The 25,851-nt window shown below is 41.5% G+C and carries 26 protein-coding genes and 1 rRNA gene; 14 read left to right on the top strand and 13 right to left on the bottom strand.

The genetic code is table 11. The annotated features are described in order from the left end of the window. Nucleotides 1-46: 46 nt before the first annotated feature. Nucleotides 47-1,834, bottom strand: a complete 1,788-nt coding sequence (locus V6E90_RS15255; protein ID WP_332605834.1) for a choice-of-anchor I family protein — start codon at nucleotides 1,832-1,834, stop codon at nucleotides 47-49. 164 nt (nucleotides 1,835-1,998) lie between these two features. Between V6E90_RS15255 and mdtD the strand changes: the two genes are divergently transcribed. From mdtD to creB, 5 genes are all read left to right on the top strand, one after another. Next, complete coding sequence (gene mdtD, locus V6E90_RS15250; protein WP_065344192.1) at nucleotides 1,999-3,387, top strand: multidrug transporter subunit MdtD; 1,389 nt, start codon at nucleotides 1,999-2,001, stop codon at nucleotides 3,385-3,387. A 51-nt stretch (nucleotides 3,388-3,438) separates the two neighbouring features. Further along, entirely contained in the window at nucleotides 3,439-4,407 is a 969-nt protein-coding gene (locus tag V6E90_RS15245; RefSeq protein WP_332605833.1) for a hypothetical protein, read from the top strand. A 10-nt stretch (nucleotides 4,408-4,417) separates the two neighbouring features. Beyond that, the gene (locus tag V6E90_RS15240; RefSeq protein WP_332605832.1) at nucleotides 4,418-5,179 is read left to right on the top strand and encodes a glycoside hydrolase family 25 protein; all 762 of its coding nucleotides are present in this window, start codon (nucleotides 4,418-4,420) and stop codon (nucleotides 5,177-5,179) included. Next, nucleotides 5,169-6,236 carry a DNA polymerase IV gene (gene dinB / locus V6E90_RS15235; RefSeq protein WP_332605831.1) on the top strand — a complete coding sequence of 356 codons (1,068 nt, stop codon included), beginning with the start codon at nucleotides 5,169-5,171 and terminating at the stop codon, nucleotides 6,234-6,236. The genes V6E90_RS15240 and dinB overlap by 11 nt, the downstream gene beginning before the upstream one ends. A 304-nt stretch (nucleotides 6,237-6,540) precedes the next feature. Then, on the top strand, nucleotides 6,541-7,257 hold the full coding sequence (gene creB / locus V6E90_RS15230; protein WP_332605830.1) for a two-component system response regulator CreB: 717 nt from the start codon (nucleotides 6,541-6,543) through the stop codon (nucleotides 7,255-7,257). Here creB and V6E90_RS15225 read toward each other — a convergent pair whose 3' ends face one another. Next, a complete protein-coding gene (locus V6E90_RS15225) occupies nucleotides 7,258-8,043 on the bottom strand; it encodes a hypothetical protein (RefSeq protein ID WP_332605829.1) in 786 nt (261 codons plus the stop codon). A 145-nt stretch (nucleotides 8,044-8,188) separates the two neighbouring features. Between V6E90_RS15225 and creC the strand changes: the two genes are divergently transcribed. The 4 genes from creC (at nucleotide 8,189) to V6E90_RS15205 (ending at nucleotide 11,819) form a co-directional block, all read left to right on the top strand. Further along, nucleotides 8,189-9,655, top strand: a complete 1,467-nt coding sequence (gene creC / locus V6E90_RS15220; protein ID WP_016540773.1) for a two-component system sensor histidine kinase CreC — start codon at nucleotides 8,189-8,191, stop codon at nucleotides 9,653-9,655. Between the two features lie 75 nt (nucleotides 9,656-9,730). Beyond that, complete coding sequence (creD, locus tag V6E90_RS15215; protein ID WP_332605828.1) at nucleotides 9,731-11,119, top strand: cell envelope integrity protein CreD; 1,389 nt, start codon at nucleotides 9,731-9,733, stop codon at nucleotides 11,117-11,119. A gap of 66 nt (nucleotides 11,120-11,185) precedes the next feature. Further along, complete coding sequence (locus tag V6E90_RS15210; RefSeq protein ID WP_332605827.1) at nucleotides 11,186-11,389, top strand: hypothetical protein; 204 nt, start codon at nucleotides 11,186-11,188, stop codon at nucleotides 11,387-11,389. Nucleotides 11,390-11,465: 76 nt separating this feature from the next. Next, nucleotides 11,466-11,819, top strand: coding sequence for a RidA family protein (locus tag V6E90_RS15205; protein WP_016540770.1), 354 nt, complete (start codon nucleotides 11,466-11,468; stop codon nucleotides 11,817-11,819). Here the strand turns inward: V6E90_RS15205 and V6E90_RS15200 are convergent. From V6E90_RS15200 to V6E90_RS15175, 6 genes are all read right to left on the bottom strand, one after another. Further along, a complete protein-coding gene (locus tag V6E90_RS15200) occupies nucleotides 11,816-12,358 on the bottom strand; it encodes a DUF2726 domain-containing protein (RefSeq protein WP_016540769.1) in 543 nt (180 codons plus the stop codon). The genes V6E90_RS15205 and V6E90_RS15200 overlap by 4 nt on opposite strands. Nucleotides 12,359-12,662: 304 nt before the next feature. Beyond that, the gene (locus tag V6E90_RS15195; protein WP_016540768.1) at nucleotides 12,663-15,044 is read right to left on the bottom strand and encodes a YgiQ family radical SAM protein; all 2,382 of its coding nucleotides are present in this window, start codon (nucleotides 15,042-15,044) and stop codon (nucleotides 12,663-12,665) included. Nucleotides 15,045-15,239: 195 nt separating this feature from the next. Beyond that, complete coding sequence (locus tag V6E90_RS15190; RefSeq protein ID WP_332605826.1) at nucleotides 15,240-15,746, bottom strand: hypothetical protein; 507 nt, start codon at nucleotides 15,744-15,746, stop codon at nucleotides 15,240-15,242. 111 nt (nucleotides 15,747-15,857) lie between these two features. After that, nucleotides 15,858-17,072 (bottom strand): MFS transporter, encoded by a 1,215-nt coding sequence (locus V6E90_RS15185; protein WP_332605825.1) that lies wholly within the window; start codon nucleotides 17,070-17,072, stop codon nucleotides 15,858-15,860. A gap of 78 nt (nucleotides 17,073-17,150) precedes the next feature. Continuing rightward, nucleotides 17,151-18,407: an esterase-like activity of phytase family protein gene (locus tag V6E90_RS15180; RefSeq protein ID WP_332605824.1), complete on the bottom strand. Its 1,257-nt coding sequence runs from the start codon at nucleotides 18,405-18,407 to the stop codon at nucleotides 17,151-17,153. Nucleotides 18,408-18,555: 148 nt separating this feature from the next. Then, nucleotides 18,556-18,963 carry a helix-turn-helix domain-containing protein gene (locus V6E90_RS15175; RefSeq protein ID WP_016540764.1) on the bottom strand — a complete coding sequence of 136 codons (408 nt, stop codon included), beginning with the start codon at nucleotides 18,961-18,963 and terminating at the stop codon, nucleotides 18,556-18,558. Nucleotides 18,964-19,044: 81 nt separating this feature from the next. On the opposite strand from V6E90_RS15175, the gene V6E90_RS15170 reads away from it, so the two are divergent. The 5 genes from V6E90_RS15170 (at nucleotide 19,045) to V6E90_RS15150 (ending at nucleotide 22,097) form a co-directional block, all read left to right on the top strand. Then, complete coding sequence (locus V6E90_RS15170) at nucleotides 19,045-19,536, top strand: DUF2938 domain-containing protein (protein ID WP_332605823.1); 492 nt, start codon at nucleotides 19,045-19,047, stop codon at nucleotides 19,534-19,536. A gap of 11 nt (nucleotides 19,537-19,547) precedes the next feature. After that, nucleotides 19,548-20,114, top strand: a complete 567-nt coding sequence (locus V6E90_RS15165; RefSeq protein WP_016540762.1) for a flavodoxin family protein — start codon at nucleotides 19,548-19,550, stop codon at nucleotides 20,112-20,114. 4 nt (nucleotides 20,115-20,118) lie between these two features. Further along, a complete protein-coding gene (locus tag V6E90_RS15160; protein WP_016540761.1) occupies nucleotides 20,119-20,337 on the top strand; it encodes a DUF2798 domain-containing protein in 219 nt (72 codons plus the stop codon). Nucleotides 20,338-20,652: 315 nt separating this feature from the next. Further along, nucleotides 20,653-21,216 carry a lytic transglycosylase domain-containing protein gene (locus V6E90_RS15155; protein WP_016540760.1) on the top strand — a complete coding sequence of 188 codons (564 nt, stop codon included), beginning with the start codon at nucleotides 20,653-20,655 and terminating at the stop codon, nucleotides 21,214-21,216. A 365-nt stretch (nucleotides 21,217-21,581) separates the two neighbouring features. After that, nucleotides 21,582-22,097, top strand: a complete 516-nt coding sequence (locus V6E90_RS15150) for a lytic transglycosylase domain-containing protein (RefSeq protein ID WP_141669914.1) — start codon at nucleotides 21,582-21,584, stop codon at nucleotides 22,095-22,097. Nucleotides 22,098-22,151: 54 nt separating this feature from the next. Here the strand turns inward: V6E90_RS15150 and cysK are convergent, their stop codons facing one another. From cysK to rrf, 5 genes are all read right to left on the bottom strand, one after another. Beyond that, nucleotides 22,152-23,153: a cysteine synthase A gene (cysK, locus tag V6E90_RS15145; RefSeq protein WP_278493787.1), complete on the bottom strand. Its 1,002-nt coding sequence runs from the start codon at nucleotides 23,151-23,153 to the stop codon at nucleotides 22,152-22,154. 131 nt (nucleotides 23,154-23,284) lie between these two features. After that, entirely contained in the window at nucleotides 23,285-23,779 is a 495-nt protein-coding gene (locus V6E90_RS15140; RefSeq protein WP_141669912.1) for a hypothetical protein, read from the bottom strand. 73 nt (nucleotides 23,780-23,852) lie between these two features. Beyond that, the gene (locus V6E90_RS15135; RefSeq protein WP_332605822.1) at nucleotides 23,853-24,683 is read right to left on the bottom strand and encodes a hypothetical protein; all 831 of its coding nucleotides are present in this window, start codon (nucleotides 24,681-24,683) and stop codon (nucleotides 23,853-23,855) included. Between the two features lie 452 nt (nucleotides 24,684-25,135). Further along, nucleotides 25,136-25,636 (bottom strand): hypothetical protein, encoded by a 501-nt coding sequence (locus V6E90_RS15130; RefSeq protein ID WP_332605821.1) that lies wholly within the window; start codon nucleotides 25,634-25,636, stop codon nucleotides 25,136-25,138. A 138-nt stretch (nucleotides 25,637-25,774) separates the two neighbouring features. Further along, a 5S ribosomal RNA gene (gene rrf, locus V6E90_RS21900) occupies nucleotides 25,775-25,851 on the bottom strand; the annotation flags it as partial.

Here is a 25,851-nt window from a genome sequence, read left to right as displayed (position 1 = left end):
CCATAAAAAAGCGGATCAAGGAGATCCGCTTTTTTATATTGAGAACTTATTTTACATTCACCTGATACACCGCAGTTGAACCACTGACTTCATTCCCCACCACCAGTAAAGGCTTGCCATTTGGTGAATCTTTTGCAGCAATAAAGATCAAACCTTCAGGTCCTAAATCCCCCTGCTTGGCCGCATCGGTTTCGACAAAATTACGTGTGCTAAAATATTCAATAAACTTCGGTTTATTCGGTGTGCTAATGTCATACACCATCACTCCACTCATTCGTTCCAAACCGATAAAAGCAAAGGTTTTCTTACCAATCGTACCGATAGCAATACCCTCAGGCTCAGGGCCTTTATTATCACTACGGTCATCAAAGGCTACCGCTTCGTGGTCACTATTAAAATAGTTCGGGAACAGTTCAGCAGTTTTCTTTTCAAACTCGCTGCCAGAGTCCCAAACCAACCGACCTTGTGTATTCCAGATACTGAATGAACGCGCGCCATAAGCATAAAGCTTGTCATAAGTCAGCAAGCCATTGGCATCCAGTTTGGCTGAACCATCGGCATTGGTTTGATAACCCATGTTCCACGCAATATTGAGACGACCCAGCGCAGCATCATCACGACATGCACCCGCAGCTGTCGCAGTGGCACCACAATACGCAAAGGTTACTGGATTGAGTTTTGCCCCTTTCACCCCTGCTGCTAATTGTTGTAAATGTGCTGGATAATCACCATCTTTATTAAAGCCTTTGCTGTTAAACAAATGCTTCATGCGAATATTTTCAACAAAGCCTTTACTGGTATCGCCCGCATAATAGGCTTTGGAATCCTTCAACCATTCACGGCTATCGCCTTCATTGGCAGTGACCAGATAGGTTTGACCATTAGCTTGATAATTGACAATCGAATCAGGTTGATACATCCCGACCAAGCCGGCCCAAGTCTTGATATCAATCTTTTTGTCTTTATCACTAAGATCTAGTTCATTGCCAATTTGCCCATGATCTTTATAGCCCAGTGGGTAAATATCGGTGACTTTCTGCTGTGTAATATCAATCCGAGCAATGGCATTATTTTCTTGAAGCGTCACCCAAGCCGTTTTGCTGTCTGCAGAAATGGTTATATATTCAGGCTCTAGATCCTGAGCCACACTCGCTTTTGGCCCAAAAATACGTACCCCTTTGGCGATTAAATCCGCCTTTTGCGTATTCCATGCCTTAAAGTCCGCTACGCTGGCTTTCGGTTGTTGAATATTGCTGATATCAATAATGCTGACTGAACCTTCAGGATCAACCGAATAGTCATCGTTTGGCTCGCCTTCATTGGCCACTAAAACGGTTTTGCCATCGGGACTAAAACTCAACATATCAGGTAGTGAACCCACCGCGACCTTGCTGATAAAACTTAAATCTTTGGCATTAAAAAATACCACGATGCCCGCATCAGTTTTGTTTTCGGCTTGAACGGCGATTGCAACAATGCCATTTTTCACTGCAACACTGTTCACTTCCGAATTGGCTAAATAAGTACGGGCAGACAGTTCTGCAACATGGACAGGTTTTTCAGGTTTAGAGGCATCTAAAACATCAACTAGACCTTTCTGGGCATTGACCACAAAGAGACGTTTGCTTGCAGCATCATAAGCGGGAATTTCAGCAGCACTTTTGGCAAAGACATTGGTTTCATAACGTCCTAATAAACTTAACTTAATCGTTTCAGGGGTTGTTTCAACTACTTCTGCTGACGTGTTTGTTTTGTTATTGTCGTTGTCATCATTACACGCCACTAACCCCACCGACAATAACGCTGTCAGTAATACTGAAATCTTAAATTTCATGATCAAATTCCATACAATTTATTCTGTATGGCTAATCTAGTCGTTGGTGATGCAAATTCGATGACACTTTAATGTCAGTTTCATGACCACTCTTTGACAATTTTAGGCTTTATTTCACGCACAGTTGCATTAAACTAAAACTGCCTTTTTATCCATCATGGCTCATGACAACGACAACACATCAAGCGGTACAGCCTGAATTCCGAATGTTGGTGCTCTTGGTCTCGATTGGCTTTTTTATGCAAGCCTTGGACACCACCATCGTCAACACGGCAATTCCTGCCATGGCAGTACAACTCAATGAAAATCCCCTGCAAATGCATGGCGTCATTGTGGCCTATGTGCTGTCGGTTGCGGCCTGTATTCCGCTCAGTGGCTGGTTAGCCGATCGTTTTGGCATCCGTAATATTTATCTGAGTTCTATGGTGATTTTCAGCTTGGCCTCGCTGGGCTGTGGCTTGTCACAAAACCTAGAACAATTATTATTTTTCCGCGTCATTCAAGGTGTTGGTGGTGCCTTGCTGATGCCTGTGGGGCGCTTGGCACTGTTAAAACTGATTCCACGCTCCCAATTCCTGTCTGCCATGAGTCTGATGAGTCTTGCGGGTCTGATTGGCCCGTTGATGGGACCGACTTTAGGGGGGTGGCTGGTTGAAGTGACCACTTGGCACTGGATCTTTTTAATTAATATTCCGATGGGAATCTTGGGAATGATCATGACCTTCAAAGTCATGCCCAACCAGAAAGAACCAAGTGTCAAATCCTTCGATTTAAGTGGCTTTATCCTGTTAATGGTCGCCATGGTAGGCTTGTCTCTCGGGATTGAAAATATAGCCGCATCGCAATATTCCCGCTGGATCAGCGTGGTTTTATTGATTTCGGGACTGTTGGCAGCTGGCGCTTATGCCTACCATGCGCATACGCATCAAAACGCCCTGTTTCATGGTCGCTTATTTCGCTACAAAATCTTTTCCATCGGCGTACTGGGCAATTTCTTTGCCCGTCTCGGTAGTAATGCCATTCCCTTCATTCTACCGCTGATGCTACAAGTCGCCTTTGGCTTTGAACCTTTCTATACCGGTTTAATGATGATTCCAATGGTACTGGGTTCATTATTTTCCAAGCCCATTGTCCGTCCACTGATCCAACGGGTCGGTTATCGTCGTTTTCTACTCACCAATACGGTTTTGGTTGGTTTATGCATCGCCAGTTTTTCACTGATGACCGTCGCTACACCTTTATGGTTGAAAGTTCTGCATCTGTTTATCTTTGGTACGCTCAATTCACTGCAATTCGTGGGCATGAATACGCTGACCTTGAAAGACTTAGCACAACAGGATGCCAGTAGTGGCAATAGCTTCTTGTCGATGATTATGATGCTTTCCATGAGTATCGGGGTCGCTTTGGCAGGAACCTTAATCAATCTGTTTGGGCAACAGTTTTCCAGTGCCTCGATTAGCACCGCCTTCCACGCCACTTTGATTACGCTTGGCTGTATTAATGTCATTACCGCCTTGGTGTTCTGGCAAATCCCCAAAGAAACCACAGATTAAATTTACGGACCTAAAGTTCGTCGTCCAATAAACAGAATAAGGAAAAATAAAATGATCGTTCCACAGCATTGGGCAGAAGCTAAAACAAAAACCAAGATTGCAGGGCGACAATACACCATTAAACGCTTTGGTTGGTCAGATCAAAGCCTTGAAGCAGCGCAATCGCATGCCGAGCAACGTGTTGCCGAGGCAATTGAAAGGATCAAGGCTGGTGAAAATATTCGAAGAATCGACCATAAAGTTCCCTACAATGGTGCCGAAGGCGTACCAATCAGAGAACAGATTATTGCTCAGCATGACGATGTCATTATCACGCGAAATTCCTACGGCGCATTATGCTTAAATACCCCAGATGTGTTATTTGCAGATATCGATTTCGAATACGCACCTCGATTTAGACTGTATCTATTGGCTTTTTTATTGTTAATGCTGGTCACGAGTATTGGGGCTGTTTACTTAGGTTCATGGATGATCTTGGGAGTCGGAGTGATTGTTTCCCTCATCTTGACAGGGCTGGTTGGCAAAGGACTGTTCTATTTACAAAGCAAGTTATTTGGAACAACAGAACAGCGTGCATTTGCATCAATTCAAGATTTCTCTCAACAGCACCCTACATGGCATTTACGCGTTTATCTCACGCCAAAAGGTTATCGTGTTTTGGCAATGCATCAGACCTTTGAACCTAAAAGTGATGAAGCTCAATTATTATTCAATGCCATTCATGCGGATCCTAACTACATCCGAATGTGTAAAAATCAAAATTGTTTCCGAGCCAGAATTAGCCCAAAACCTTGGCGAATTGGTGTGAATCGCTTAGCACTCGGCGTCTGGCCAGTAAGTGAAGTACGTTTAGCGATCCGCGAAAACTGGATTCGAGACTATCAGAAACAAGCCGAGAACTATGCATCATGCAAATTTGTGGCACAATTAGGCAGTCAAGTCACCCACATGAAGGCGAAGCGAGTACAATCTCTACATGACCAATACTGTAAATCTGACACTCGCTTAGACATCGCATAATACAAATGATATGGCAAAAAAATCTGCAAAATTTCCGTCGACACAACATTATCCGACTTATGCCAGTATCGGTTTAGCGGTCATGCTGGGTGTGGTCAGCTACTTTGGCTTGTTCTATCAGCAGAAAGCCTCGGCACAGGATTATTCCATTCGCGGCTTTGATGTGTCCCATCATCAAGGCGAGATTAACTGGAAAAAAATCTCGCCAATGCAATATCAATTCGTTTATTTAAAAGCCACGGAAGGGGGCGATTTTAAAGATCGTAACTTTCAGCAAAACTGGCTCAAAGCACGTGAACGTGGCCTACATGTCGGTGCTTATCATTTTTATCGGCTGTGTCGTGATGGGGCAATCCAAGCCGAAAATTTTATTGCCACTGTTCCAAAAAAAGCCGATGCCCTGCCGCCTGTGATTGATTTGGAATATGACAGTAACTGCATCAACACCTATACCAAAGAGCAGCTCATCAAAGAAATTCAGGTGATGCATGACCAACTGCAACAGCATTATGGCAAACAACCGATTTTTTATATTTCCAAAAGCTTTTACCATATTGTGCTAATGGGGAACTTTAACAACACTCCGTTATGGGTCAGAGACTATGAGGGCAAGCCTGAACTCAAAGATGGTCGACAATGGCTGTTTTGGCAGCATAGCAGCCAAGGCAGAATCGACGGCGTTCCCAAAGCCGTGGATTTAAATGTCTATGCCGAATCCCCAAAACAATGGCGGATTTTTCTGAAAGCACAAGGCATTGAAGATGCCAAATGAGCTACGCAAAATCATCCATATCGACATGGATGCCTTTTATGCCTCAGTCGAGCTCAAAGATCGCCCAGAGCTAAAAGATTTACCTGTAGTAATTTCCTCTCATCATCCAAGAGCGGTCATTGCTGCAGCGTCTTACCCTGCCCGCGTCTTTGGACTCCGTTCTGCCATGTCGATGGGACAAGCCAAAAAACTCTGTCCACAGGTCATCGTGATCGAACCTAATTTTGAAAAATACCGCGAAGTTTCAGCGCAAATTCATCAGATTTTTCAGCAATATACCCCCTTGATTGAACCGCTGTCTTTAGATGAAGCCTATCTGGACGTGACTGAGAACTTAAAGCATATCGCCAGTGCCACCGAAGTCGCAGCACAAATCCGTGCTGATATTTTTGCAGTCACTGGACTGACTGCTTCAGCGGGCGTGGCACCAAATAAATTCTTGGCAAAAATTGCCTCGGATTGGAACAAACCCAATGGTTTATTTGTGATTAAACCGAATCAGGTGCTGCGCTTTATCCAAGATTTGGCTCTGAATAAAATTCCTGGGGTGGGCAAAGTCACTCAAGAACGCTTGCAGCAACTAAATTTACATACTTTGGGCGATCTGCAAAAAATCGACGAAAATGTGTTGATTCATCATTTTGGTAAATACGGCAAACAGCTGTATTTATATGCGCAAGGCATTGATCATCGACCAGTCCAAGCAAAACGGGAACGCCAACAGATTTCCAAGGAAATTACCTTTGATGAGGATTACACCCTTGTCCAATGCAGCCATGCATGGCAGCCATTGACCGAGCAAGTCTGGCGCAGCCTGAATAGAAAACAATTAACCGCTCGCGGTGTGACCGTCAAACTCAAACTTAAAAACTTCCAAGTCTTACAGCACAGTAAAAGTTTTAAACAAGCACTGCAATCGCAACAAGACTTGGGGCAAGTGGTATTGCAACTGCTGGATGAAATGCATATTGACCCAGAGTTCCAATTTCGCCTGGTTGGTGTCGGGGTATATCAGTTACAAGCTTTGGAAGAAGAATCACAACTTTCTTTGTGGTAGCGCTGTTTTTTTACACAAAAGCACAATCCTGACTGAAATTTATGTTTGCTTTTTATCCAGTTTTCAGTACTCTAAGCAACGCAGTAACATTATCCTTGTTATTTGCTTTGCTAAAGAAAACCTCACTTTTAGCATCTGCTCCTGTGGTTGGCGTGACGATCAAATCCGAAGATTACAGGGCACTTCAGGTCTTCTTTCGCGATCCTCTTGTTCCTATAAAAAATTCCATATTCCCACTACACACCATCATAACTTCAGTTAAACTCAGCAGATAAAACTAGAAAATTCTGTATGTACATGCCTTATGAAGCAAAAACAAATTCTTTGTGTTGAAGATGAAGCCGCCATCGTCCTGCCACTACGTTACGCACTCGAGCGTGAAGGCTGGAGCGTCAGTTGGGCCAATACTGGCACACAGGCACTGCAATTACTGACACAACAATCCTTTGATTTTATTATTTTAGATGTCGGGCTCCCTGACCTGAATGGCTTTGAAGTTTGCAAACAATTACGCCAGAAAGATCAAACCCCTTTACTGTTTTTAACAGCCCGTGATGATGAAATTGATCGAGTGGTGGGTCTCGAAATTGGAGCGGATGATTATTGCAGCAAGCCCTTTAGCGCAAGAGAAATTGTGGCCAGAATCAAAGCCATTTGGCGCAGAATGGAAGCGCAAGCTCAACCTGTTGCAGCCTCTGTAGCAACGACGAAAACTGATGTTATTGTGCAATCGGCAGCTTGGTCATGTAACCCTCAATCCTTGCAGATTCATTATCATGGACAACCACTACAACTGACTCGCTATGAATACCGCTTGTTATTTTTACTGATTCAGCATCCAGAACAGGTGTTTAGCCGCCAACAACTGATGGATCATATTTGGGAACATCCAGAGCATAGTTTGGAACGTACAGTCGATACGCATATCAAGAGTTTAAGACAGAAGCTCAAACAGATTACCCCAGATGATGACCCAATTCGCACCCATCGTGGATTTGGCTATAGTCTGGGGCAAAGTTAATTACACACTGCAATCCTGCTTATTCATTTTGATTTGAGTTGCTTCAGTATTGTCTGAATAATAGTACTGCAGCTTGACTTGAGCTCCTTTTTCTAAAAGCTCTTTCATCTTAGAATCGGCGCAAACACCCTTTATAATATTTGGTACTGCATTGGTTTCGATCCAATTTGAGGATAGATCGTCTGCTGTAAAATGAATTAATCGATAAACAAAAGTCAGCTCTTTATCTTTCGCGATTACATTTTCTAGACTTGTTTCTCTATCTAATTTAATTGGTAATTTCTTATTCATTATGTTTGCCCCTAAAGTTAGTTGCAAAGCTAAATCATCTTTAATCCCTTTTTCACAGAAATTCTTGGGTGCTTCAATAAAGTATTCCTCAGTAATATAAAGCTTATTATCAGGTTTTCTAGTGACGACCATATAATAATCTTTATCTGAGTAGCAATCTTTATTATTATATTTTGTCGCTGATATTTTTGCAGAGTTGGCATTTCTAATAATTTTCACATTAGTAAAATTGGTTTGGTATGCTATATTTTTTAAAACATCGATATTTTCATTTACCAATTCCTTTAATTTCTTGCCAGACATACTTGTCGTTCGCTCAATTCCATCAGATGAGATCTGTTTAGAATGAATTTTTGCATCGTCTGCATACATATCTAAACCTTCAGGATCAACAGCATTGGATAATTGTTCATATTTTTTCAAGAACATCATATATTCTTGATCAGGATTTACAGCATAACTCTTAGACACCACGAATAGACTTAAAATAATCATTATTCTTTTCAAAATAGCTCCCTTAATATTATGATTAATAAATTGATAATCATAATGTTCAAATTCTATTTTTTCAATTTCTACTTACTATTTTTTTGTATTGTGATTAAACTAAATCAGAACAATTAAAATTCCATTTCTGATTATGTCAATCTTTGTCCGTATCTGGTTTTTCTTTAGCTTGGTGGTGGTTCTGAGTCTGGGCTTTATCGCCTATACCCTGACTCAGCAAGTCAAGCCCAATGTCCGACAAGTGGTTGAAGATACCCTCGCTGAAAATGCCAATATCATTGCCCAATTGATTGCAGAAGATGTCTATGAACATCAGGTTGATACGCCAGAATTTGATCAAAAAATTCAGGCAGCTTTATCTCGTCAACTGAATGCCACCATTTGGCAGCATCGCAAAGAACAGATTAACCAGCAACTGTACATTACCGATCCCAAGGGCATCGTGATTTATGATTCTGAAGGGCAAGCTGTTGGGCAAGACTATTCCAGATGGAATGATGTCTACTTAACACTGCGTGGTAAATACGGCGCACGCTCAACTGCAACCAATCCCGATGATCGCAACAGCAGCATCATGCATATTGCAGCGCCGATTATTTACCAACAGCAATTGCTCGGTGTGGTCAGTATTGGTAAACCCAATCAGTCGGTACAACCCTATATCGAACGTGCTGAGCAACAACTGATTTATCAAGCCCTCTGGATTGCAGCACTCAGCCTGCTCTTGGCCAGTATGGTGGCCTATTGGCTCAGGCATAGTATTGATCGGGTTCGACGCTATGCACAGGCGTTGGCACCGGTGAATCAGGCACCTTTCTTTTATTCTGCTAAAGAACTCAATCAAGTGACTCAGGCACTGAGTGAAATGCGGGAAAAACTAGAAGATCGTGGCTATGTGGAGAACTATGTCAATACATTGACCCATGAACTCAAAAGCCCGCTCACCGCCATTCAAGCCAGTGCTGAACTATTACAAGATGATATCCCTCTAGCTGATCAGCAACAGTTTGCCCATCATATCATCCAGCAAAGCCAGCGTTTGCAATCCTTGATTGAACGAATGTTGTTATTAACACGACTCGAAAAAAATCAACATGTTTTAGAGTTTCAAAACTTAGACCTAAACGAGCTCATTCAACAATGCTTTCAGCAACAACATAGTGCTTTGCAGCTGAAACAGATCCAAACACAACTTGATCTCCCCCAACACTGTTCGATTCATGCCGATCCATTTTGGCTGAAACAAGCGCTGAATAATCTCTTAGATAACGCCAGAGATTTCTGCCCACCACTGGGAAAAATCGCAGTTCAAGTTCAGCAAGACCCAACCCATCAAAGCATCACTTTGTTGTTTTTTAATGAGGGTGAAGCCATTCCTGAGTATGCCTTAAACCGTGTATTTGAGACTTATTTTTCTCTACCGCGTCCGCATAATCAGCAACGCAGTACCGGCATTGGGCTTAGTATCGTCAAACAGATTATTCAGCAGCACCACGGTCGGATTAGTATCCAGAATATTCAGGCAAATCGCCTCGATTTCTTAGCAACACATCAATCTGGTGTACTCTTGACCCTCACACTTCACACAAACTTCACTTAAGCTTCAAAGCAAACGCATCCGAAGCGCATATGCCTTGTAGATACTGGTCAGATCATAATGACCATGGAATTTCACATGCGCCGCAATTTTATCAGTCTTAAAATCGGAGCCATTCTGTTCCTGATTCTAATCTTTTATATCGGTTTATTTTTTATTTCGGGCTTGGTCTCTGAACGTCAAAGCTACCAACAGCAAGTCCTTCATGACATCGCCAATGAACAAATTCGCCCACAACAAATCGTCGCACCTTATTTAAAATTACCTTACCAAGTGCAAACCACCTGCACCGATGAACAGAAAAAAAGTTATCCCTGTACACAAATCCTATTTGTCGCTATCGGGGCTGAAACGACCGACTGGAATGCACAATTTAAGGTTTCGGACAGCACTTATAAGCGCAATATCTATAAAGCCATTAGCTATCAAAATTCGATGTCTGGCAAAGGCCTATTTAAAGCGGTGAATAATGAAGAAAAACGTGATTATTTGTGGGAACAGGCTGAAATTATTTTTCCGATCCAAGATGCGCGAGGGCTGAATGCCAAACCAATCTTCAATATTGATGGTAAGGCCTATAAATTCGACTTTTCAGAACAAAGCCAAGGACAACGCGGTTTTGACCTGATGCATCTGACAGCGAAGCAGTACCCTGAACTGGTACAAAAATTCCAACAGGGTTTTAAGTTTGGCCTGCAGTTCGAGCTTGAAGGACTCAGTGAATTCAGCTTCATTCCGACCAGTTATGAAATGACTTATCAAGCCACGGGCAACTGGGGCGATGTTAAATATGATGGGCAAAGCCTACCCTTTAAAAAATCCAGTGAAAAACGCCAATTTCAGGCAAACTGGAAAAATATCGCACTAGGTAAACGTAATTTAGAAAATGTGTCGCTGTGCGAAAATAGCCAGTGCTTCTATCAGGTCTTAAATGCAGAAAATGCACCCGCAGAAGCCGCTTACGATAGCCGCACCCCATCCAATATTTCAGGCATTTCGACGCAATTCCTAGAGCCTGTCAATATCTATACCCAGACTGATCGTGCCATAAAATATGGCATCATGGTCATCATCATTACCTTTGGTTGCTTCTTCCTATTTGAAGTTTTAAAACAACTTAAAATCCATCCTGTGCAATATGCCTTGGTGGCGATGGCACAAGGCGTGTTCTTCGTGCTACTGCTTTCAATCAGTGAATATTATGCTTTTGCACTGGCTTATTTGGTTGCGGCCTGCGCCTGCGTCGGTCTGATTACGTGGTACTTATACTTCGTCGTGAAAGGGATTAAGCCTGCGCTGTTATTCGGGATTCTACTTGGTGTGCTCTACAGCATGATGTATCTATTATTGCAATCCAGTGGCAAGACCTTCTTATTCGGTTCGATCCTGTCCTTTATTCTGATTGCCTGTGTCATGTTCATCACCCGTCATGTCAATTGGTACCAATCCGAACAACCAAGCCAATAAAAAAATATATAAGGGTGAAGTGTAATGTCTTCGCCCCTTTTCACTACATTGATCAGGAATAAAACCATGTACCAAACGACTTATTTAGCCTTAAAGCAACTTAAACAGCTATGCCCTTTACAGAGCTCGATTGCAAGCTGTCTGAATCAATTGCGACAAGCCAAAATCCAGTTTTTAAATCTGGGAAATGTGATTATCTGCCCACAACAAGGCTGTATTTTATTTTTCCAGCAGCGTAACTTAATGGAAATAGAAAGTTTTTTAGCCTAATTTATAGAAAATTACATTGCTGTCGAATTGCATCAAGTACAATCGCTACTCTACTTTTTTCGATTAGGGAATCACTATGTCTGTGCAACGCCTTCATGTCACATCACGTTATTGCGAAGTTGCCATTGCGGGAAATCTTGTTCATTTAGCAGGTCAATTGGCTGATGATACCAGCGTTGATGTAACCGCACAGACACAGCAGACTCTAGACAATATTGACCGTTTATTGGCAGAAGCAGGCACCGACAAAACCCATATTTTATCGGTCATTATCTTTTTAAAAGACATTGAAAAAGATTATGCAGCCATGAATGCGGTATGGGATGCATGGATTGCAGCAGGTCATCCACCAGCACGAACCTGTGTCGAATCTAAACTCTATACACCGGATGTACTGGTTGAAATGACTGTCACTGCAGTTCTGCCTTAATAGGATTTCACCGCGAAATCATTATATTTCATCATGCGATCCACTTTCGGCATCGACATTGAGCTTGTAGTAGAAGCCGTTGAAACAGTCGCTGGTTCAAACAGATCTGGTACTAAATCTTCTCTGAGTTCTTGTTCAGTTGGAATGCTGCTATAACGTAGGACACGGTAGCCTGCCAATTCAAGCAGGCTGTCTTGATAGTGCTTTTGATGCAAACGATTGACATAAGATTCATCTGCAATCTCAATGACTGCAAGTACTTGATGTTGTTGATCTAAAACCACAAAATCAGCGACCAAACCTTGATACTTACGACGCGTATGGGCAAATTTGGTGGTGAGTAAGGCATCAAAAGATACATGCGCCAAAACAGTATGGCGTGGTAATACAGCTTGTAAACGCATGAGCGTAATTTGTTCTGCGATATTGAGAATACCACGACGTTTGAGTGGACTATCCTGACGCCTATTTTGTTGTAGGCGACGCAGCGCAAGCGCTGTGATCAACAGCAGCCCAACTATTGTTATAAAATAATACATTTCTAACCAATCCCTTTAGATTTTTTATAATCATTTTGGCTTTAAGCCAATTTTTTTAATCAAGAACAGCGATAGCAAAATCATTTTGCAGTGCAAACTTAAGTTTTTTAATCGTGTTTTCCTAGACGACCTAAGTCGTAAAAGCCCTCTGCTCTTTATTTATAATCATTCGCTATTCAATATTCAAGTCGTTATTGTCAGTTTATGTTTCTACACCCCATAGTTTTGCGGTGAATTTGCGACCATTCGTCATTTACATAAAAACAAGGCATGGGAGATCCCATGCCTTGTTACGGATCTCGAATTAACGATGTCCTTTGGCTTTCGGTTTTGCTTTGCCTGAAAACGGTCTTTTCTCACCCGTTTCGCGAGGCGGTAAACCATTGTGTTGGGTCAATAGCTGTCCTTTTTGTGGACGCTGTTGACCTGACGATGAACGAGATTGCCCTTGACCACGTTTGGCAGAATCCCCTGCGACAGACGAGTTCTTTTTACGTGCCGATTTATATTCACCTTCAGCGGTCCCTTGCGGCTGATAAGTCGGAATCAAATGCTGTTTTGAATTTCCGATTAAATCTACACGCCCCATCTCTTTCAAGGCTTCACGCAACAAAGGCCAGTTATTTGGATCGTGGTAACGCAAGAATGCCTTGTGCAGACGGCGACGTTTTTCACCTTTCACAATATCGACATTTTCCGTATAGCGCGCCACTTTAGACAGCGGATTCTTGCCTGAATAATACATGGTGGTCGCAGTAGCCATTGGCGATGGATAGAAGGTCTGTACCTGATCGGCACGGAAACCATTTTTCTTTAACCAGATCGCCAAGTTCATCATGTCATAATCAGTCGTGCCCGGATGCGCAGCAATAAAGTAAGGAATTAAATATTGTTCCTTCCCTGCTTCCTTACTGAAACGCTCAAACATTTGTTTAAAGCGATCATAAGTCCCGATCCCTGGTTTCATCATCTTCGATAATGGGCCATTTTCGGTATGCTCAGGCGCAATTTTCAGGTAGCCACCCACATGGTGTTGTACCAATTCTTTGACATATTCAGGGTTCAATACTGCCAAGTCATAACGCAGACCCGAACCAATCAGAATCTTCTTCACCCCTTTGATTTCACGGGCTTTCCGATAAAGCTGAACCAAAGGTGCGTGATCTGTATGTAAATTCTGACAAACACCTGGGTACACACACGATGGTTTACGACAGTTCTTTTCAATTTCAGGATCGTTACAGTGCAAACGATACATGTTCGCGGTAGGACCACCTAAGTCTGAAATAATTCCGGTGAAATTGGGTGCCGTGTCACGGATCTTTTCAATTTCACGTAAAATTGAATCTTCAGAACGGTTTTGAATAATACGGCCTTCATGTTCAGTGATCGAACAGAAAGTACAACCACCGAAACAGCCACGCATGATATTGACCGAGAATTTGATCATATCAAAGGCAGGGAAACGTGCATTCTCATAGGTCGGATGGGGCAAACGTGCATAAGGTAGATCAAACACATAATCCATTTCCTCCGTAGTCAACGGAATTGGCGGTGGGTTGATCCACACATCACGTTCACCATGACGCTGCACCAAGGCACGCGCATTACCTGGATTGGTTTCCAGATGCAAAATACGGTTAGCGTGCGCATATAACACATGATCATCAGCCACCTCTTCAAAAGAAGGCAAACGAATCACGGCCAATTCACGTGGCGGCAATTTATGTTTAATCGCTTTTGATGGCGCAGGCTTTAACTGCACAATTTGGGTATCAGGATCGAGCTGATCACCTTCACGAACGATTGGATTAGCAACCACTTCTTTTTGGAAGTTTTGATACTGTGCCAGTGAGTTGCCTTTTTCTTTTTCAACTTCACAGCCATCAATATCTTCAGTCATGACATAGGGGTTGATAATCGGATCAACTCGGCCAATGGTATCAATGTCATTACTGGCAATTTCAACGAATTTCGCTTTCGATGCTTTATTGTGTTTATTAATAATAAATGCGGTACCACGAACATCCGTAATCTCGTGGATTTTCTCACCCTTGGCTAAACGATGCATCACGTCGATAATCGCACGCTCACCATTGCCATACATCAATAAATCAGCTTTTGAGTCCATCAAAATAGAACGGCGGACTTTGTCTGACCAATAGTCATAATGTGCAATACGACGCAAGCTGCCTTCAATCCCACCAAGCAAGACTGGCACATCTGGGAAAGCCTCACGACAACGTTGACAGTAAACCGTTGCTGCACGGTCTGGGCGTTTATTCGGTTCATTGTTTGGCGAATAGGCATCATCCGAGCGAATTTTACGATCCGCCGTATAACGGTTGATCATTGAATCCATATTGCCTGCAGTCACACCCCATGCAATGGTTGGCTTACCCAGAACACGGAAGCTCTCGACATTGGTCCAGTCGGGCTGTGCAATAATCCCAACACGAAAACCTTGCGCCTCAAGTACACGTCCAATCACACCCGAGACAAAAGATGGATGGTCGATATAGGCATCACCACACACCAAAATAAAGTCACATGCATCCCAGCCGAGCAGATCCATTTCTTCTCGTGACATCGGCAAAAATGGTGCGGGTTCAAAACACGACGCCCAATATTTGTCGTAATCAAACAGCGCTTTTGGCGCGGTCTGCATGGTGTAGGCAGTAGACATGGCTTGCGAATCTCGGCTAGCAAATGGAGGAGAGACATCTATCGGGGTTGGCGGTATTTTAACCCCTAAAATGAAAGCCGATCATTTTAACATGAATTTCATTCATTTTTATAGATCAAAAAACAAACAGTGATATTTCCCCAAAAAGTATTTGTAACTGATTGAGGAAATAATGTCATAACATATTGATAATTATTATTCTTCGTTCAAAAAGCCTTCTTTGATTTCAGTAGGCAAATCTTGATGCCACCAAGTATAAATAGAAGCTTTAATTTCTTCATCTTCATCAGGATCGTTATATGGTTCGTCATCCTCACGAATGAGTTCATCACCATGAAATTTAAACCAAAACTCCCATGGATCATCATCACCACAACCCCACGCTTGCGCATGAATATCTGGCAATAAATATTTTAAAAACAATAGAATATTTTCAATATTTTCATCACCATTTGAGCCATGGGTAAAATCTAGTACAGCAAACCCATCAACATAGTGCAGTGTCTCTGGCCTAAGATCATGTTCAATCGAATCGATCAAATCAACCAGCTCTTGAGTAATCTCATCTGCTTGCGGATTAATGAGTAAAGCTGTCTGAATGAACTTTTCTTCATCTCCATGATGTGCTGTAAATAAAACTTCTAATTGCCCCATGATTGTTGAATCAGGATGTTTATAATAAACGCGACTATGTAATTCCATATTATTTTCCCCAGTTTTAATATTATCTCGACACCCAAATAGGTGCTTATTTAAGTTACTAAATCTTCACAACTTTTATCAAGTTTAGGCGACTTTATTTGTCGTTTTATTTTAGTTTTTCGGCTTCATCGACAAAGATTTCAAGCGCAATGCTAAGAAAAGCCCAAGAGCTAAAACCACCGCCACCATAAGATTTATTCCCGTCCAGCCATAGTTCTCCCAGACCAATCCTCCACTACTGCCCAATAAGCTCGAGCCCATGTAATAGCAGAATAAATACAGAGAGGAAGCCACTGCACGATACTGCACTGCTTGGACCGAGACCCAACTACTTGCAGTCGAATGTGCTGCAAAAAATGAAAAAGTAAAAATGATGAGGCCCAGTAGGATGGTCCAAAGCGATGGAATCAAGGTAATCAATAAACCGATCATCATCATCACCAGTAACACAGGCAGTACTTTATCGCGCCCATACTTAAAGCACCATTGTGCGGCTTTGGGTGAACTATAAATTCCCGCCAAATAGGCAATTGAAATCAAACCAATCCATGTTTGCGATAAATGAAATGGGGCTTCTAATAAGTGGTAACTGATATAGTTGAACACCGTCACCAGACAACCCATCAAAATAAAGCCTTGGGCAAATAAAATGCGTAGTTTCGGGTCTTTTAGATTTTGCTCAAATGCAGCTTTAAAACGTGAAAATCGGAACGGAAACGGTTTGAAATGCTGCGATTTAGGCAATAGTACATAGAATAAACAGGCAATCACCAAATTCAGAAAGCCAATAATATAGGTTGCCGATTGCCACGAAATAAAATCAACCAACACACCTGCAATCAGACGTCCCCCCATACCACCAATGGCTGTACCTGAGATATATAGCCCCATCGCAAAACCAATATCCTTCTGTGCAATCTCTTCTCCGATATAGGTCATTGCCACAGCGGCAACCCCACTGACCGCTAAGCCAATCAAAACACGGGTACCCAGAAAGATTTCCCAGATGGGAAAAGAAGCACTGATCAGTAATAAAATCGAGACCAGCAATAAGGCACATACCATAATGGGTTTACGCCCAAAACGATCTGAAATAAAACCCGTGAACAGTAAGCCAATCGCCAGTGCGATGGTGGAAAAGGATAAGGGGAAACTACTGTGGGTCGGGCTGACATGAAAGAAATGTGCAAAAATCGGCATCATTGGCTGTACACAGTACAGCGATGAAAACGACGCAAAACCTGCAAAGAACAATGACCATAAAATCGCAGTAAACGATTTTGAACCATACTCGATATGGGTTGGGCGCAGCACTGATTCAGACATGAGGACTCCTTATGCCCGACCAGTATACGCCCTCAGCCAAAATGCGGAATGATCATTTCGGCCATTTTTATCAAATGTTTAAAATAATGCTTTAGGTAAACGGATCTGAATGATCTCATTATCATCGGCAAGTTTGGCATTACGTCCCGATGAACCTGGGAAATTATTGTCATTCAATACCGTCAAAGTCGTGCCATTTTCGATAATCACATCTTCAATGGTCTCAAATGGGAAAGCAAACACCTTGCCTGTCCCTATATCCCCTTCCCGTGCTGTACCGTATAACCCATGAGGATTGGCAATCTTGATTAAATCGACCAAGTCTTCGCGTGCCACCACCTGCTTCGGTTCATTGAATTTGACCCGAATCAGTTTCTTATGCCCGCCAAGATTATTTTGGCTGACATCACGCTCAATAATAATGCCCTCTTTGTCATTAAACAGCTGGAAGTCACCAATATTGGTGGCTTTACTATCCAGTACAAACCAATAATAAACCCCCGTATAGGCTTTCTTCTGAAGATCAAACTGGGAGATCAGCAGCCGACCTGACGAGTCATTCAGCAATGGCTTTTCCAGTAGTGGATACAGATATTTGCCATCAGGTGAAATCGCCATCCCTTCAAAGCCACTACTGCGCCCAACCAACGGATCAACATAATTGATATTGGCTTTATTCAGCTGATTTTGTGGTGAACGTAATTCTTGAGCTGGATTAAATGGATTGGGCAAAGCAATCGGTGCATCGAGCAACACGCCCTCTGCAGAAAAATGCAATAAAAATGGGCCAAATTCATCACCAATCCAATAGGTACCATCTGGCGCACGCTGCATCGATTCAGGATCAAAGTCAGCCCCTGTCAATAAACGTTCTGGCGTATTGCCATTCACAATCTCAAAAGGAACCAATTTATTTGGATCACGTAGCTGGATGAAGCTTTGTACAGAAACCTGCCCTGAACCTTTACTCTTGGTTTTAAAATCAGCTTTGATTTTATAAATGCGTAATAAGAAATCAGCGGAATTATCTTGAGTACCAAAACCGTTATCCGCCATGGCCATATAACTGCCATCCTGATTTTTTAAGGCAGCAGAAAAACCCTGTACAGGTTGTCCTTTAAAAGGTGGATAAATACCATTGGCACCACTGACCGCTTTACCTGAATCTGGCCCAGCGGCATAGGTTGCGACAGGAAGCTTGGCGAATGAAATCAGTGTTGGTTCGGTGACTTTTTCAAGCGTTGTATTGTGGTCTTGATTATTGTCATCATCATTACAGGCAGTTAAACCCAAAGCGCTACAACAGAAAAGCGCCAATACAGTTTTCTTGTTCATGGTTTTATACATTTGGTAAAAAATTAGGCAAATTAAAACAAGTTTTTATGACGCTTTTACTGCAATAACATGAAGTCTTTATGGCGAAAAGATGACAATGTAACGCAATGCTTTTTTTATCTATCACTGCACTGCCATCGCTTCGATCTTAATCAAGTTTGGTCGGCTGATATTCGCCCGCAATCGCTGCTTTTAAAAACTTTTGAAAGGTTGGACACTGCATATGATTCTCTGCTGGACACACCGCGGCATGTCTCAGTCCCTCGCTAATAAAGTGCAAACGTCGGGTCATCTGCTCTAGTTGTTCTGCTTTCTGATTGAGCATGGCTCGATCCAATTCAGGCTGACCATTTTCTCCAAACATATGTGCAATTTCAGTTAAGGAAAAACCTGCCGCCCGCCCCAAAGCAATTAATGCTAGTTGATCTAACACTTGTTTACCGTATTGTCGGCGTAGTCCAGAACGGCCAATCGACTTAATCAGCCCTTTCTCTTCATAAAAACGTAAAGTCGATGTTGCAACATTTGCTCTTTTAGCAACTTCTCCAATATCCATAAATACCTCTTGACTTCAAGTTGACTTGAACTTGCACACTCTCTTTATCGCGTTTTATGCAAAAAAGATCAAGGTGAAAAAATGGGAACTGCGGAACTGCTATTTCAAATCCTGTGCTTAGGTATCGGTGCCACACTGATGATGGATATTTGGCTTTTTATCTTAAAAAAATTCAATCAGCCCATCTTAAATTTTGCTCTGCTGGGGCGCTGGATGGGCTGGATCTTTCGGGGCAAGTTCATCCATGCATCGATTGCGCAAAGTCCTACTATTCGACATGAATATGCCTTGGGTTGGCTGGCACATTACAGTGTCGGTATCCTCTTTGCCTTCAGCTTTGTTCTGATGATAGGAGAAACATGGTTATTGCAACCACAGTTCACCTCTGCCTTTATTTTCGGGGTGATCACAGTGCTCATTCCATTTTTCATCATGCAACCGGCTATGGGGGCAGGCATTGCCTCCGCTAAAACGGTACAACCTTTACGCAACTGTCTACGAAGTCTGATTAACCACGCTATTTTCGGCTGCGGTTTATATCTCAGCGCCCAATTGCTTGCATTGTTCCAATAAGGAGCCAAACCATGAAATCCATTGCCATTATTTATCATAGCCGTCAGGGCCATACCCAGTTTATTGCCCAACAAATTCAACTCGGTGCAGCTCAAGTTGAGCAGATTAAAATTGATTTATTCACCGCTGAGCAGTTAATGTCTCAACCTGAGCAACTCTGTCTCTATGATGGACTGATTTGGGGTTCACCAACCTATCTGGGTGGGGTTTCTGGCACATTCAAACAACTAATGGATAACACCGGACCTTTATGGAAGAAGCAGGCATTTAAAGGAAAATTAGCCGCAGGATTTACGGTTTCCTCACTGCCCGCAGGGGATAAACAATCCACTCTGATTTCACTTTTCACCTTTTCGATGCAACACGGTATGATATGGATCGGCAACCCGATTTTACCTGAGCAGCATCAAGGTGTTCCGTATACACAAGCCGCCAATCGTCTCGGGTCTTGGTCTGGACTGATGGCACACGCCGAACATGCCAGTGCTGCAGATGCTTTTGATGTTGGCGATATTAAAACCGCTCAGTTATTTGGACAAAACTTTGCATTCAGCTTAAATGCATATCAAGGAACATGATCAAGTGAAAGCAGCAAGTTTATTATTTCCACTCATTCTCTCCTGCATGATGTCTTTTTTAATCTCAGGCATCACCACATTGAAGGCAGTTGGCTTCATCGATCACTTCTTTTCGATGTGGATGTCAGCATGGATTGTGGCGTGGATGTTTGCCTTTCCTAGCGTATTGGTCTGTGCGCCAATTGCACAAAGGTTGGTCGGCTGGATTCTCAAAAAACGTTAATTTGCACTTTGTAAGTAAAAGCCTACAGTGACTGTAGTGATTGGCGAATATACCTGATGAGATCAATTTACTAACATATTAATCATAGAGAGACAGGATGTCTCATTCAGAACAACAAGACACACAGGACGTGGTCGTTGACAGGAGTTAACGGCAACAAACCAAATATGAGAAAGCCTCGACAGGATGTCGGGGCTTTTTTATGCAACAAAATATCTAAAACTAAACGATTTTCCCCTACAGATTGCATTGACTGCCACCGACTTGCTCCCTACCATCCGCATGTTTTATAAATGACGGTCGAATTGTTTCACGATGATAATTTACAAGAAATTTTCTTTTTCCCGCTTTCAAATCTCTTTTGCCAAATTAGGTGTCATTCTTTTCAGTACTCACCTCACCGTAGCTTGTACCAGTACCAAAGGACCGAGTATTAACCACTCGCAAAAACTTGCTTCAGGCATTCAAAGCGCTTTTTCAGTTTCTCCAACAACTGCAAATCGTGTTGCTCCCATCATTCTACAAACCGCTGAGCGCCATAATATCTCACCACATTTATTGGCTGCGCTGATCCGTCAAGAATCGAGCTATAGAACTCGTGCTCGGTCTTCAGCAGATGCGGTCGGTTTAACCCAAGTACGCCCAAAATTCTGGCAACCGTTCTGCCCTGGTGATTTATATGATGAACACGTCAACATCAATTGTGGTGCCTACATTCTAGCGAACTACTATCAATCCACAGGTGATTGGTCAAAAGCCCTCGGTTATTACAATGTTGGACCCACAGGTTATCGAAGAAGTCCTTATATGCGTCAGCAAGCTGAACGCTATGCCAACTCAGTTAAACGCCATGAACAAAGCTTAAAAGAAGCACTATAAACACTTGTTGTCAGTCAAAACCTACAGAAATTGTGGTGATTGGCGAATATCGAAGATGATATAACTCCCCTAATCTATAAATCATAAAGAGACAGGATGTCTCATTCAGAATAATAAGACACACAGGATGTGGTCGTTGACAGGAGTTGACGGCAATAAACCAAATATGAGAAAGCCTCGACAGGATGTCGAGGCTTTTTTATGACTCACTCAAGTCACATCATTACCGTAAAATAACTCCTATTGACTCACCTAAACTGAGTGCATACCATCCTTATACTTCTGTTTGGTATCGGGTTCTGATTTTGCACATCACATCAACTTCTTCTGATCAACATACGACCTTCAAACCGTTTGCCTCAACCATTATAAAGATCAGTCTTGTTGTGCTTGCAATCAGTCTATCTGCTTGTAGCAGTTTAAGCGGATCCTTTGCCAATCGCTCAAATCAACTTTCCTCAGGCTTGCAAAATGCCTATTCGGTTTCCCCAACTACAGCCAATCGCTTATCGCCAATGATCATTCAAAGTGCCGAGCGTTATGATGTCTCTCCAACTTTACTTGCCGCCCTGATCCGCCAAGAATCGAATTACAACAGCTCCGCACGTTCACCAACAGGTGCAATCGGTTTAACCCAGATTATTTCCAGCCATTGGCGTCAGTCTTGCCCTGGTAATCTTTATGATGAGAGTGTCAATATTAACTGTGGTGCACATGTGCTCTCGACCTACTATCGATCTGCTGGCAGTTGGTCTAAAGCGGTGGCTTATTACAATGTCGGACCAACAGGCTACGAACGCAGTTTCTGGACACGTCATAAAGCCAAAAAATATGCACGTTCAGTCAAACGTCATGAAAAGACCTTAAAGAAAGCGCTTTAAAATCAATAAAAAACCATGCCTCAAGCATGGTTTTTTATTGGCTGAATAACGAAATTAAACTTCGTCAAACAAACCTTCAAATAAGACTGAAGATAAATAACGCTCACCACTATCTGGCAAGATCACGACAATGGTTTTACCTGCATTTTCAGGACGTTCTGCAATTTGTGCTGCTGCTGCCAATGCCGCACCACTCGAAATACCGACTAAAATCCCTTCTTGAGTTGCACACTTTCTTGCCCACTCAATGGCATCTGCGCTATTCACGGGTAAAACTTCATCAACGAGGTCTAAGTCTAAGTTTTTAGGAATAAAATTCGCACCAATTCCCTGAATTTTGTGAGGTGCAGGTGTAATGCTTTCACCGCGTTTAGTTTGAGTAATGATTGGTGATTCTGCAGGTTCAACCGCAACTGAATAAAGTGCTTTATTCTGAACTTGTTCAAAATAACGTGAAATCCCAGTAATCGTTCCACCCGTTCCCACGCCAGCAACCAAAATATCCACTTGACCATTGGTGGCCTGCCAAATTTCAGGGCCAGTGGTGTCTGTATGAATTTGTGGATTGGCAGGATTCTCAAACTGTTGAGGTAAGAAGTATTGTTCTGGATTTTCAGTGGCCAAACGAACAGCCTCATCAACTGCACCTTTCATACCTTTGGCAGGATCGGTCAGCACAAGATCTGCACCTAAAGCTTTTAGTACTTTTCGACGCTCTAAGCTCATACTGGCTGGCATGGTTAAGGTAATCGGATAACCTTTTGCTGCTGCAACGAATGCCAAAGCAATGCCTGTATTACCACTGGTTGGCTCAACAATCTGCATGCCTGCTTTCAGTACACCACGTTTTTCCGCATCTGCAATCAACGCTGCGCCAATACGACATTTCACGGAGAATGCTGGATTACGGCTTTCTACTTTTGCCAGTACCGTTGCACCTGTTTTGATGAGACGATTGATCCGAACTAAAGGCGTGTTACCAATCGCTTCGGCATTATTTGAATACACTGCGATACCGAGGTTCGCAGGCGCTGGAAATTGTTGATCGGTTGCCATAGACATTTCCTTCAATCATTATTTATGATTAGTTTTTAAAAATATACCGACAATAACCTTACAGCGGAAACAGAAAAAAGTAAAATCATACAAGTTTTTCTCTTTGAGATCATTTATATCCATTACTCATCTCAAAAATCAACAATGTCCACATATATACCATCTTCATTAATATACTTTTCAAATATGGGTGAATATTTTTTTATTGCATTCCTATTTTCCTGAATAAAATAAAATTTAGACTCATTATTATTTTTAAATTTCACTATAATCTCATTATTACTACCATTGGAGAGCATATTATCCATAGAATACAACAATGGTTTTCCTCTATAGTCATGGCTATAAATAAGCAAACTCTTTATTTCACTACAGTCATAAACATTTTCATCAATCTTGATTTTACAAGTAGAAAAAACGATTGATCCACTACACCTCCCATGTAAATTCTGTATTTTTCCCTTTCGTCTAATTCCTCTGACCACATACCCAACAATAGCCAAAAGCACCAAAAAATTAAAAACATGAAGTAAATTGGAAGCATAGACTGACTTTATAGAAAACAAGATCCCTATAATTGTTAAACAACAAAAACCGAAAATCAGCAATACTTTATCTAATGTCATATTTTTTTCTTTATGTGGATAAAACACCTTTAAGTCAAAACACATAATTCACCTAAAATTTAGATCTCTGCGCTTAATTCTCATACCAAAAAATTAAAAACAACAATCCAACAACCAAAATAGCCATTGCTAGCCAAAAGATATTATTCATCCTCTTTTCTCTATTTAATCGATCCACATCCAGCATTAATGTCTCAGGATCAATACATAAAAGAAAGCTAAACAAAGAATCTATATGTGCCGAGGGATTCTTTTCCCTTAACTGCTGTAAAAAAACACTGAGCATGAATTCTTTATTTTTCAATGGATAGATTCTTAACATTGTGAAATCAGGTTCAAATAAATTGTATATTTTGACGTGATTACCCGTATTATTACAATTATAAAGAACAGAGAATATATAATTACCAGCCCTTGCGGGAATAATAGTTACATTGGTAACTTGATCAAATTCCAAGTATTCTTTGCTATTATCTAATAAGATAAATTCAATATAATCATCGTTTATTATGTAGTTTTTAACAGCCTTTTTTTGAGCTGCTCTGGGCTTAGAATAGAAAAATAGAATCAATAAAGGCGTGATAAAAGCGACTAAAAGCAACTTAATCCATTGATCTGCAATAAATTGATCCATATCCAGATGGCCTAGATCAATAATTTCATCTAAGAATACAAGTGCTAGAGATATGAAAATAAATAAGAGAAATAGAGCAAAAACCAACGTTAAATATTGAAAAATAGTCCTCCAAAAAGGAGCTACCTGACCATGAACAGGCAAATCATATTTAGAGCCATCTTTATTCGGAACGGTATCAATCATCTCAAACTGATTAAATTTATTGCTATTATTTGGATCGGTAGGTTTAACCTGATACTTTTTCCGCTTTTTAACTAATTTACGCATCTATACACAAATAAACTCTATTCTAAATATTCAAATGTTGCTTCATCATCATTACATATACAGCTCAAACTGCAAATATTTTTATCATTTTTAGTATTAATTCATGAACTCCATCGCCAGAAATCACTTACTCTCACTGAAGCGAAGAGTTTAGCCTATTTTTCCCTCTCATTTCTTTTTAGACCACACAAAAAATCACCCTTAACCATCAGGTGAAGGAATTTTGGTATTTTAATCCTAACGATGGCTTACGCTCATATGGCAAGTATCACATTACCATCAGTACTAAGAGCTTTCACTCCTAAGTTCAGGAATCAATCAGGTGGTTTACCCTTGTCCCCAGCAAATTGTTATAGATACTTGCTTTGATCTTACCTCAGAGCAATGCTCTTCGTACCAAAGCCTTTTCCAGATGATGATTTATTTTTAAATAAACAAACTTTCATCAATGCTCATAAATCTTCCCAAGTAGCAATTAAGTCCTTTGCTGTAATAGACCAGACATTTTTCCCAACCCATTCAATATTATGGGTGAACATTTTCTCATTATGTCCATAACCACGCCATGGATCAAAAAATAAAAACTCATCGTAGCGCCACATAAAAGGATTTACTGAGATCTCTTTTTGATAAGGAATATCCAGTTCTAGCAAACCTTGATAAATCAATCTAAGTTGAAAAGGCTTTTCTTTATAATTTCTATGATCTTTTTTTATTAACGTGAGGATAAGACGAGCTGTTGCTTTTCCAAAATCAATGATCTCAATATCCTGTAACTCACAATAATACGGAGCCTTTGAACCACTTCCACCCTGCCACTGCCCAGAGGCGATCAAGTCTAAGATGCTCGTTGGGAATTTATTTCGATTTTCCCTTAAATATTCGTTATAAGCTTCAAAAATATATTGAGAATTACCAATGTGATCTAACTGATCACTTAATTTATAAACCATATTTACTCTTTTAGTGCTATTTGTTTTATATATGAGTGAAATATACCACCACTGTGCACAACATTTTTCCTATTTTCTTTTCTGCCCGCAATAAAAAACACCCCCTCAGCGTAAGCGGAGGGGGTGTTTAGATTTAAAAGCTGGCGATGACTTACTCTCACATGGCAAGTGCCACACTACCATCAGCGCTAAGAGGTTTCACTTCTGAGTTCGGG

Source organism: Acinetobacter sp. ESBL14 (genome assembly GCF_036668815.1).
GTDB classification, from domain to species: Bacteria; Pseudomonadota; Gammaproteobacteria; order Pseudomonadales; family Moraxellaceae; genus Acinetobacter; species Acinetobacter gyllenbergii.
This window is presented reverse-complemented; position numbering and strand designations above follow the sequence as displayed.

Bases quoted from the DNA above. Each gene is read 5' to 3' on its own strand.
- V6E90_RS15255 (WP_332605834.1), bottom strand. From the start codon at position 1,834: ATGAAATTTAAGATTTCAGTATTACTGACAGCGTTATTGTCGGTGGGG.
- mdtD (WP_065344192.1), top strand. From the start codon at position 1,999: ATGACAACGACAACACATCAAGCGGTACAGCCTGAATTCCGAATGTTG.
- V6E90_RS15245 (WP_332605833.1), top strand. From the start codon at position 3,439: ATGATCGTTCCACAGCATTGGGCAGAAGCTAAAACAAAAACCAAGATT.
- V6E90_RS15240 (WP_332605832.1), top strand. From the start codon at position 4,418: ATGGCAAAAAAATCTGCAAAATTTCCGTCGACACAACATTATCCGACT.
- dinB (WP_332605831.1), top strand. From the start codon at position 5,169: ATGCCAAATGAGCTACGCAAAATCATCCATATCGACATGGATGCCTTT.
- creB (WP_332605830.1), top strand. From the start codon at position 6,541: ATGAAGCAAAAACAAATTCTTTGTGTTGAAGATGAAGCCGCCATCGTC.
- V6E90_RS15225 (WP_332605829.1), bottom strand. From the start codon at position 8,043: ATGATTATTTTAAGTCTATTCGTGGTGTCTAAGAGTTATGCTGTAAAT.
- creC (WP_016540773.1), top strand. From the start codon at position 8,189: ATGTCAATCTTTGTCCGTATCTGGTTTTTCTTTAGCTTGGTGGTGGTT.
- creD (WP_332605828.1), top strand. From the start codon at position 9,731: ATGCGCCGCAATTTTATCAGTCTTAAAATCGGAGCCATTCTGTTCCTG.
- V6E90_RS15210 (WP_332605827.1), top strand. From the start codon at position 11,186: ATGTACCAAACGACTTATTTAGCCTTAAAGCAACTTAAACAGCTATGC.
- V6E90_RS15205 (WP_016540770.1), top strand. From the start codon at position 11,466: ATGTCTGTGCAACGCCTTCATGTCACATCACGTTATTGCGAAGTTGCC.
- V6E90_RS15200 (WP_016540769.1), bottom strand. From the start codon at position 12,358: ATGTATTATTTTATAACAATAGTTGGGCTGCTGTTGATCACAGCGCTT.
- V6E90_RS15195 (WP_016540768.1), bottom strand. From the start codon at position 15,044: ATGTCTACTGCCTACACCATGCAGACCGCGCCAAAAGCGCTGTTTGAT.
- V6E90_RS15190 (WP_332605826.1), bottom strand. From the start codon at position 15,746: ATGGAATTACATAGTCGCGTTTATTATAAACATCCTGATTCAACAATC.
- V6E90_RS15185 (WP_332605825.1), bottom strand. From the start codon at position 17,072: ATGTCTGAATCAGTGCTGCGCCCAACCCATATCGAGTATGGTTCAAAA.
- V6E90_RS15180 (WP_332605824.1), bottom strand. From the start codon at position 18,407: ATGAACAAGAAAACTGTATTGGCGCTTTTCTGTTGTAGCGCTTTGGGT.
- V6E90_RS15175 (WP_016540764.1), bottom strand. From the start codon at position 18,963: ATGGATATTGGAGAAGTTGCTAAAAGAGCAAATGTTGCAACATCGACT.
- V6E90_RS15170 (WP_332605823.1), top strand. From the start codon at position 19,045: ATGGGAACTGCGGAACTGCTATTTCAAATCCTGTGCTTAGGTATCGGT.
- V6E90_RS15165 (WP_016540762.1), top strand. From the start codon at position 19,548: ATGAAATCCATTGCCATTATTTATCATAGCCGTCAGGGCCATACCCAG.
- V6E90_RS15155 (WP_016540760.1), top strand. From the start codon at position 20,653: ATGATAATTTACAAGAAATTTTCTTTTTCCCGCTTTCAAATCTCTTTT.
- cysK (WP_278493787.1), bottom strand. From the start codon at position 23,153: ATGGCAACCGATCAACAATTTCCAGCGCCTGCGAACCTCGGTATCGCA.
- V6E90_RS15140 (WP_141669912.1), bottom strand. From the start codon at position 23,779: ATGACATTAGATAAAGTATTGCTGATTTTCGGTTTTTGTTGTTTAACA.
- V6E90_RS15135 (WP_332605822.1), bottom strand. From the start codon at position 24,683: ATGCGTAAATTAGTTAAAAAGCGGAAAAAGTATCAGGTTAAACCTACC.
- V6E90_RS15130 (WP_332605821.1), bottom strand. From the start codon at position 25,636: ATGGTTTATAAATTAAGTGATCAGTTAGATCACATTGGTAATTCTCAA.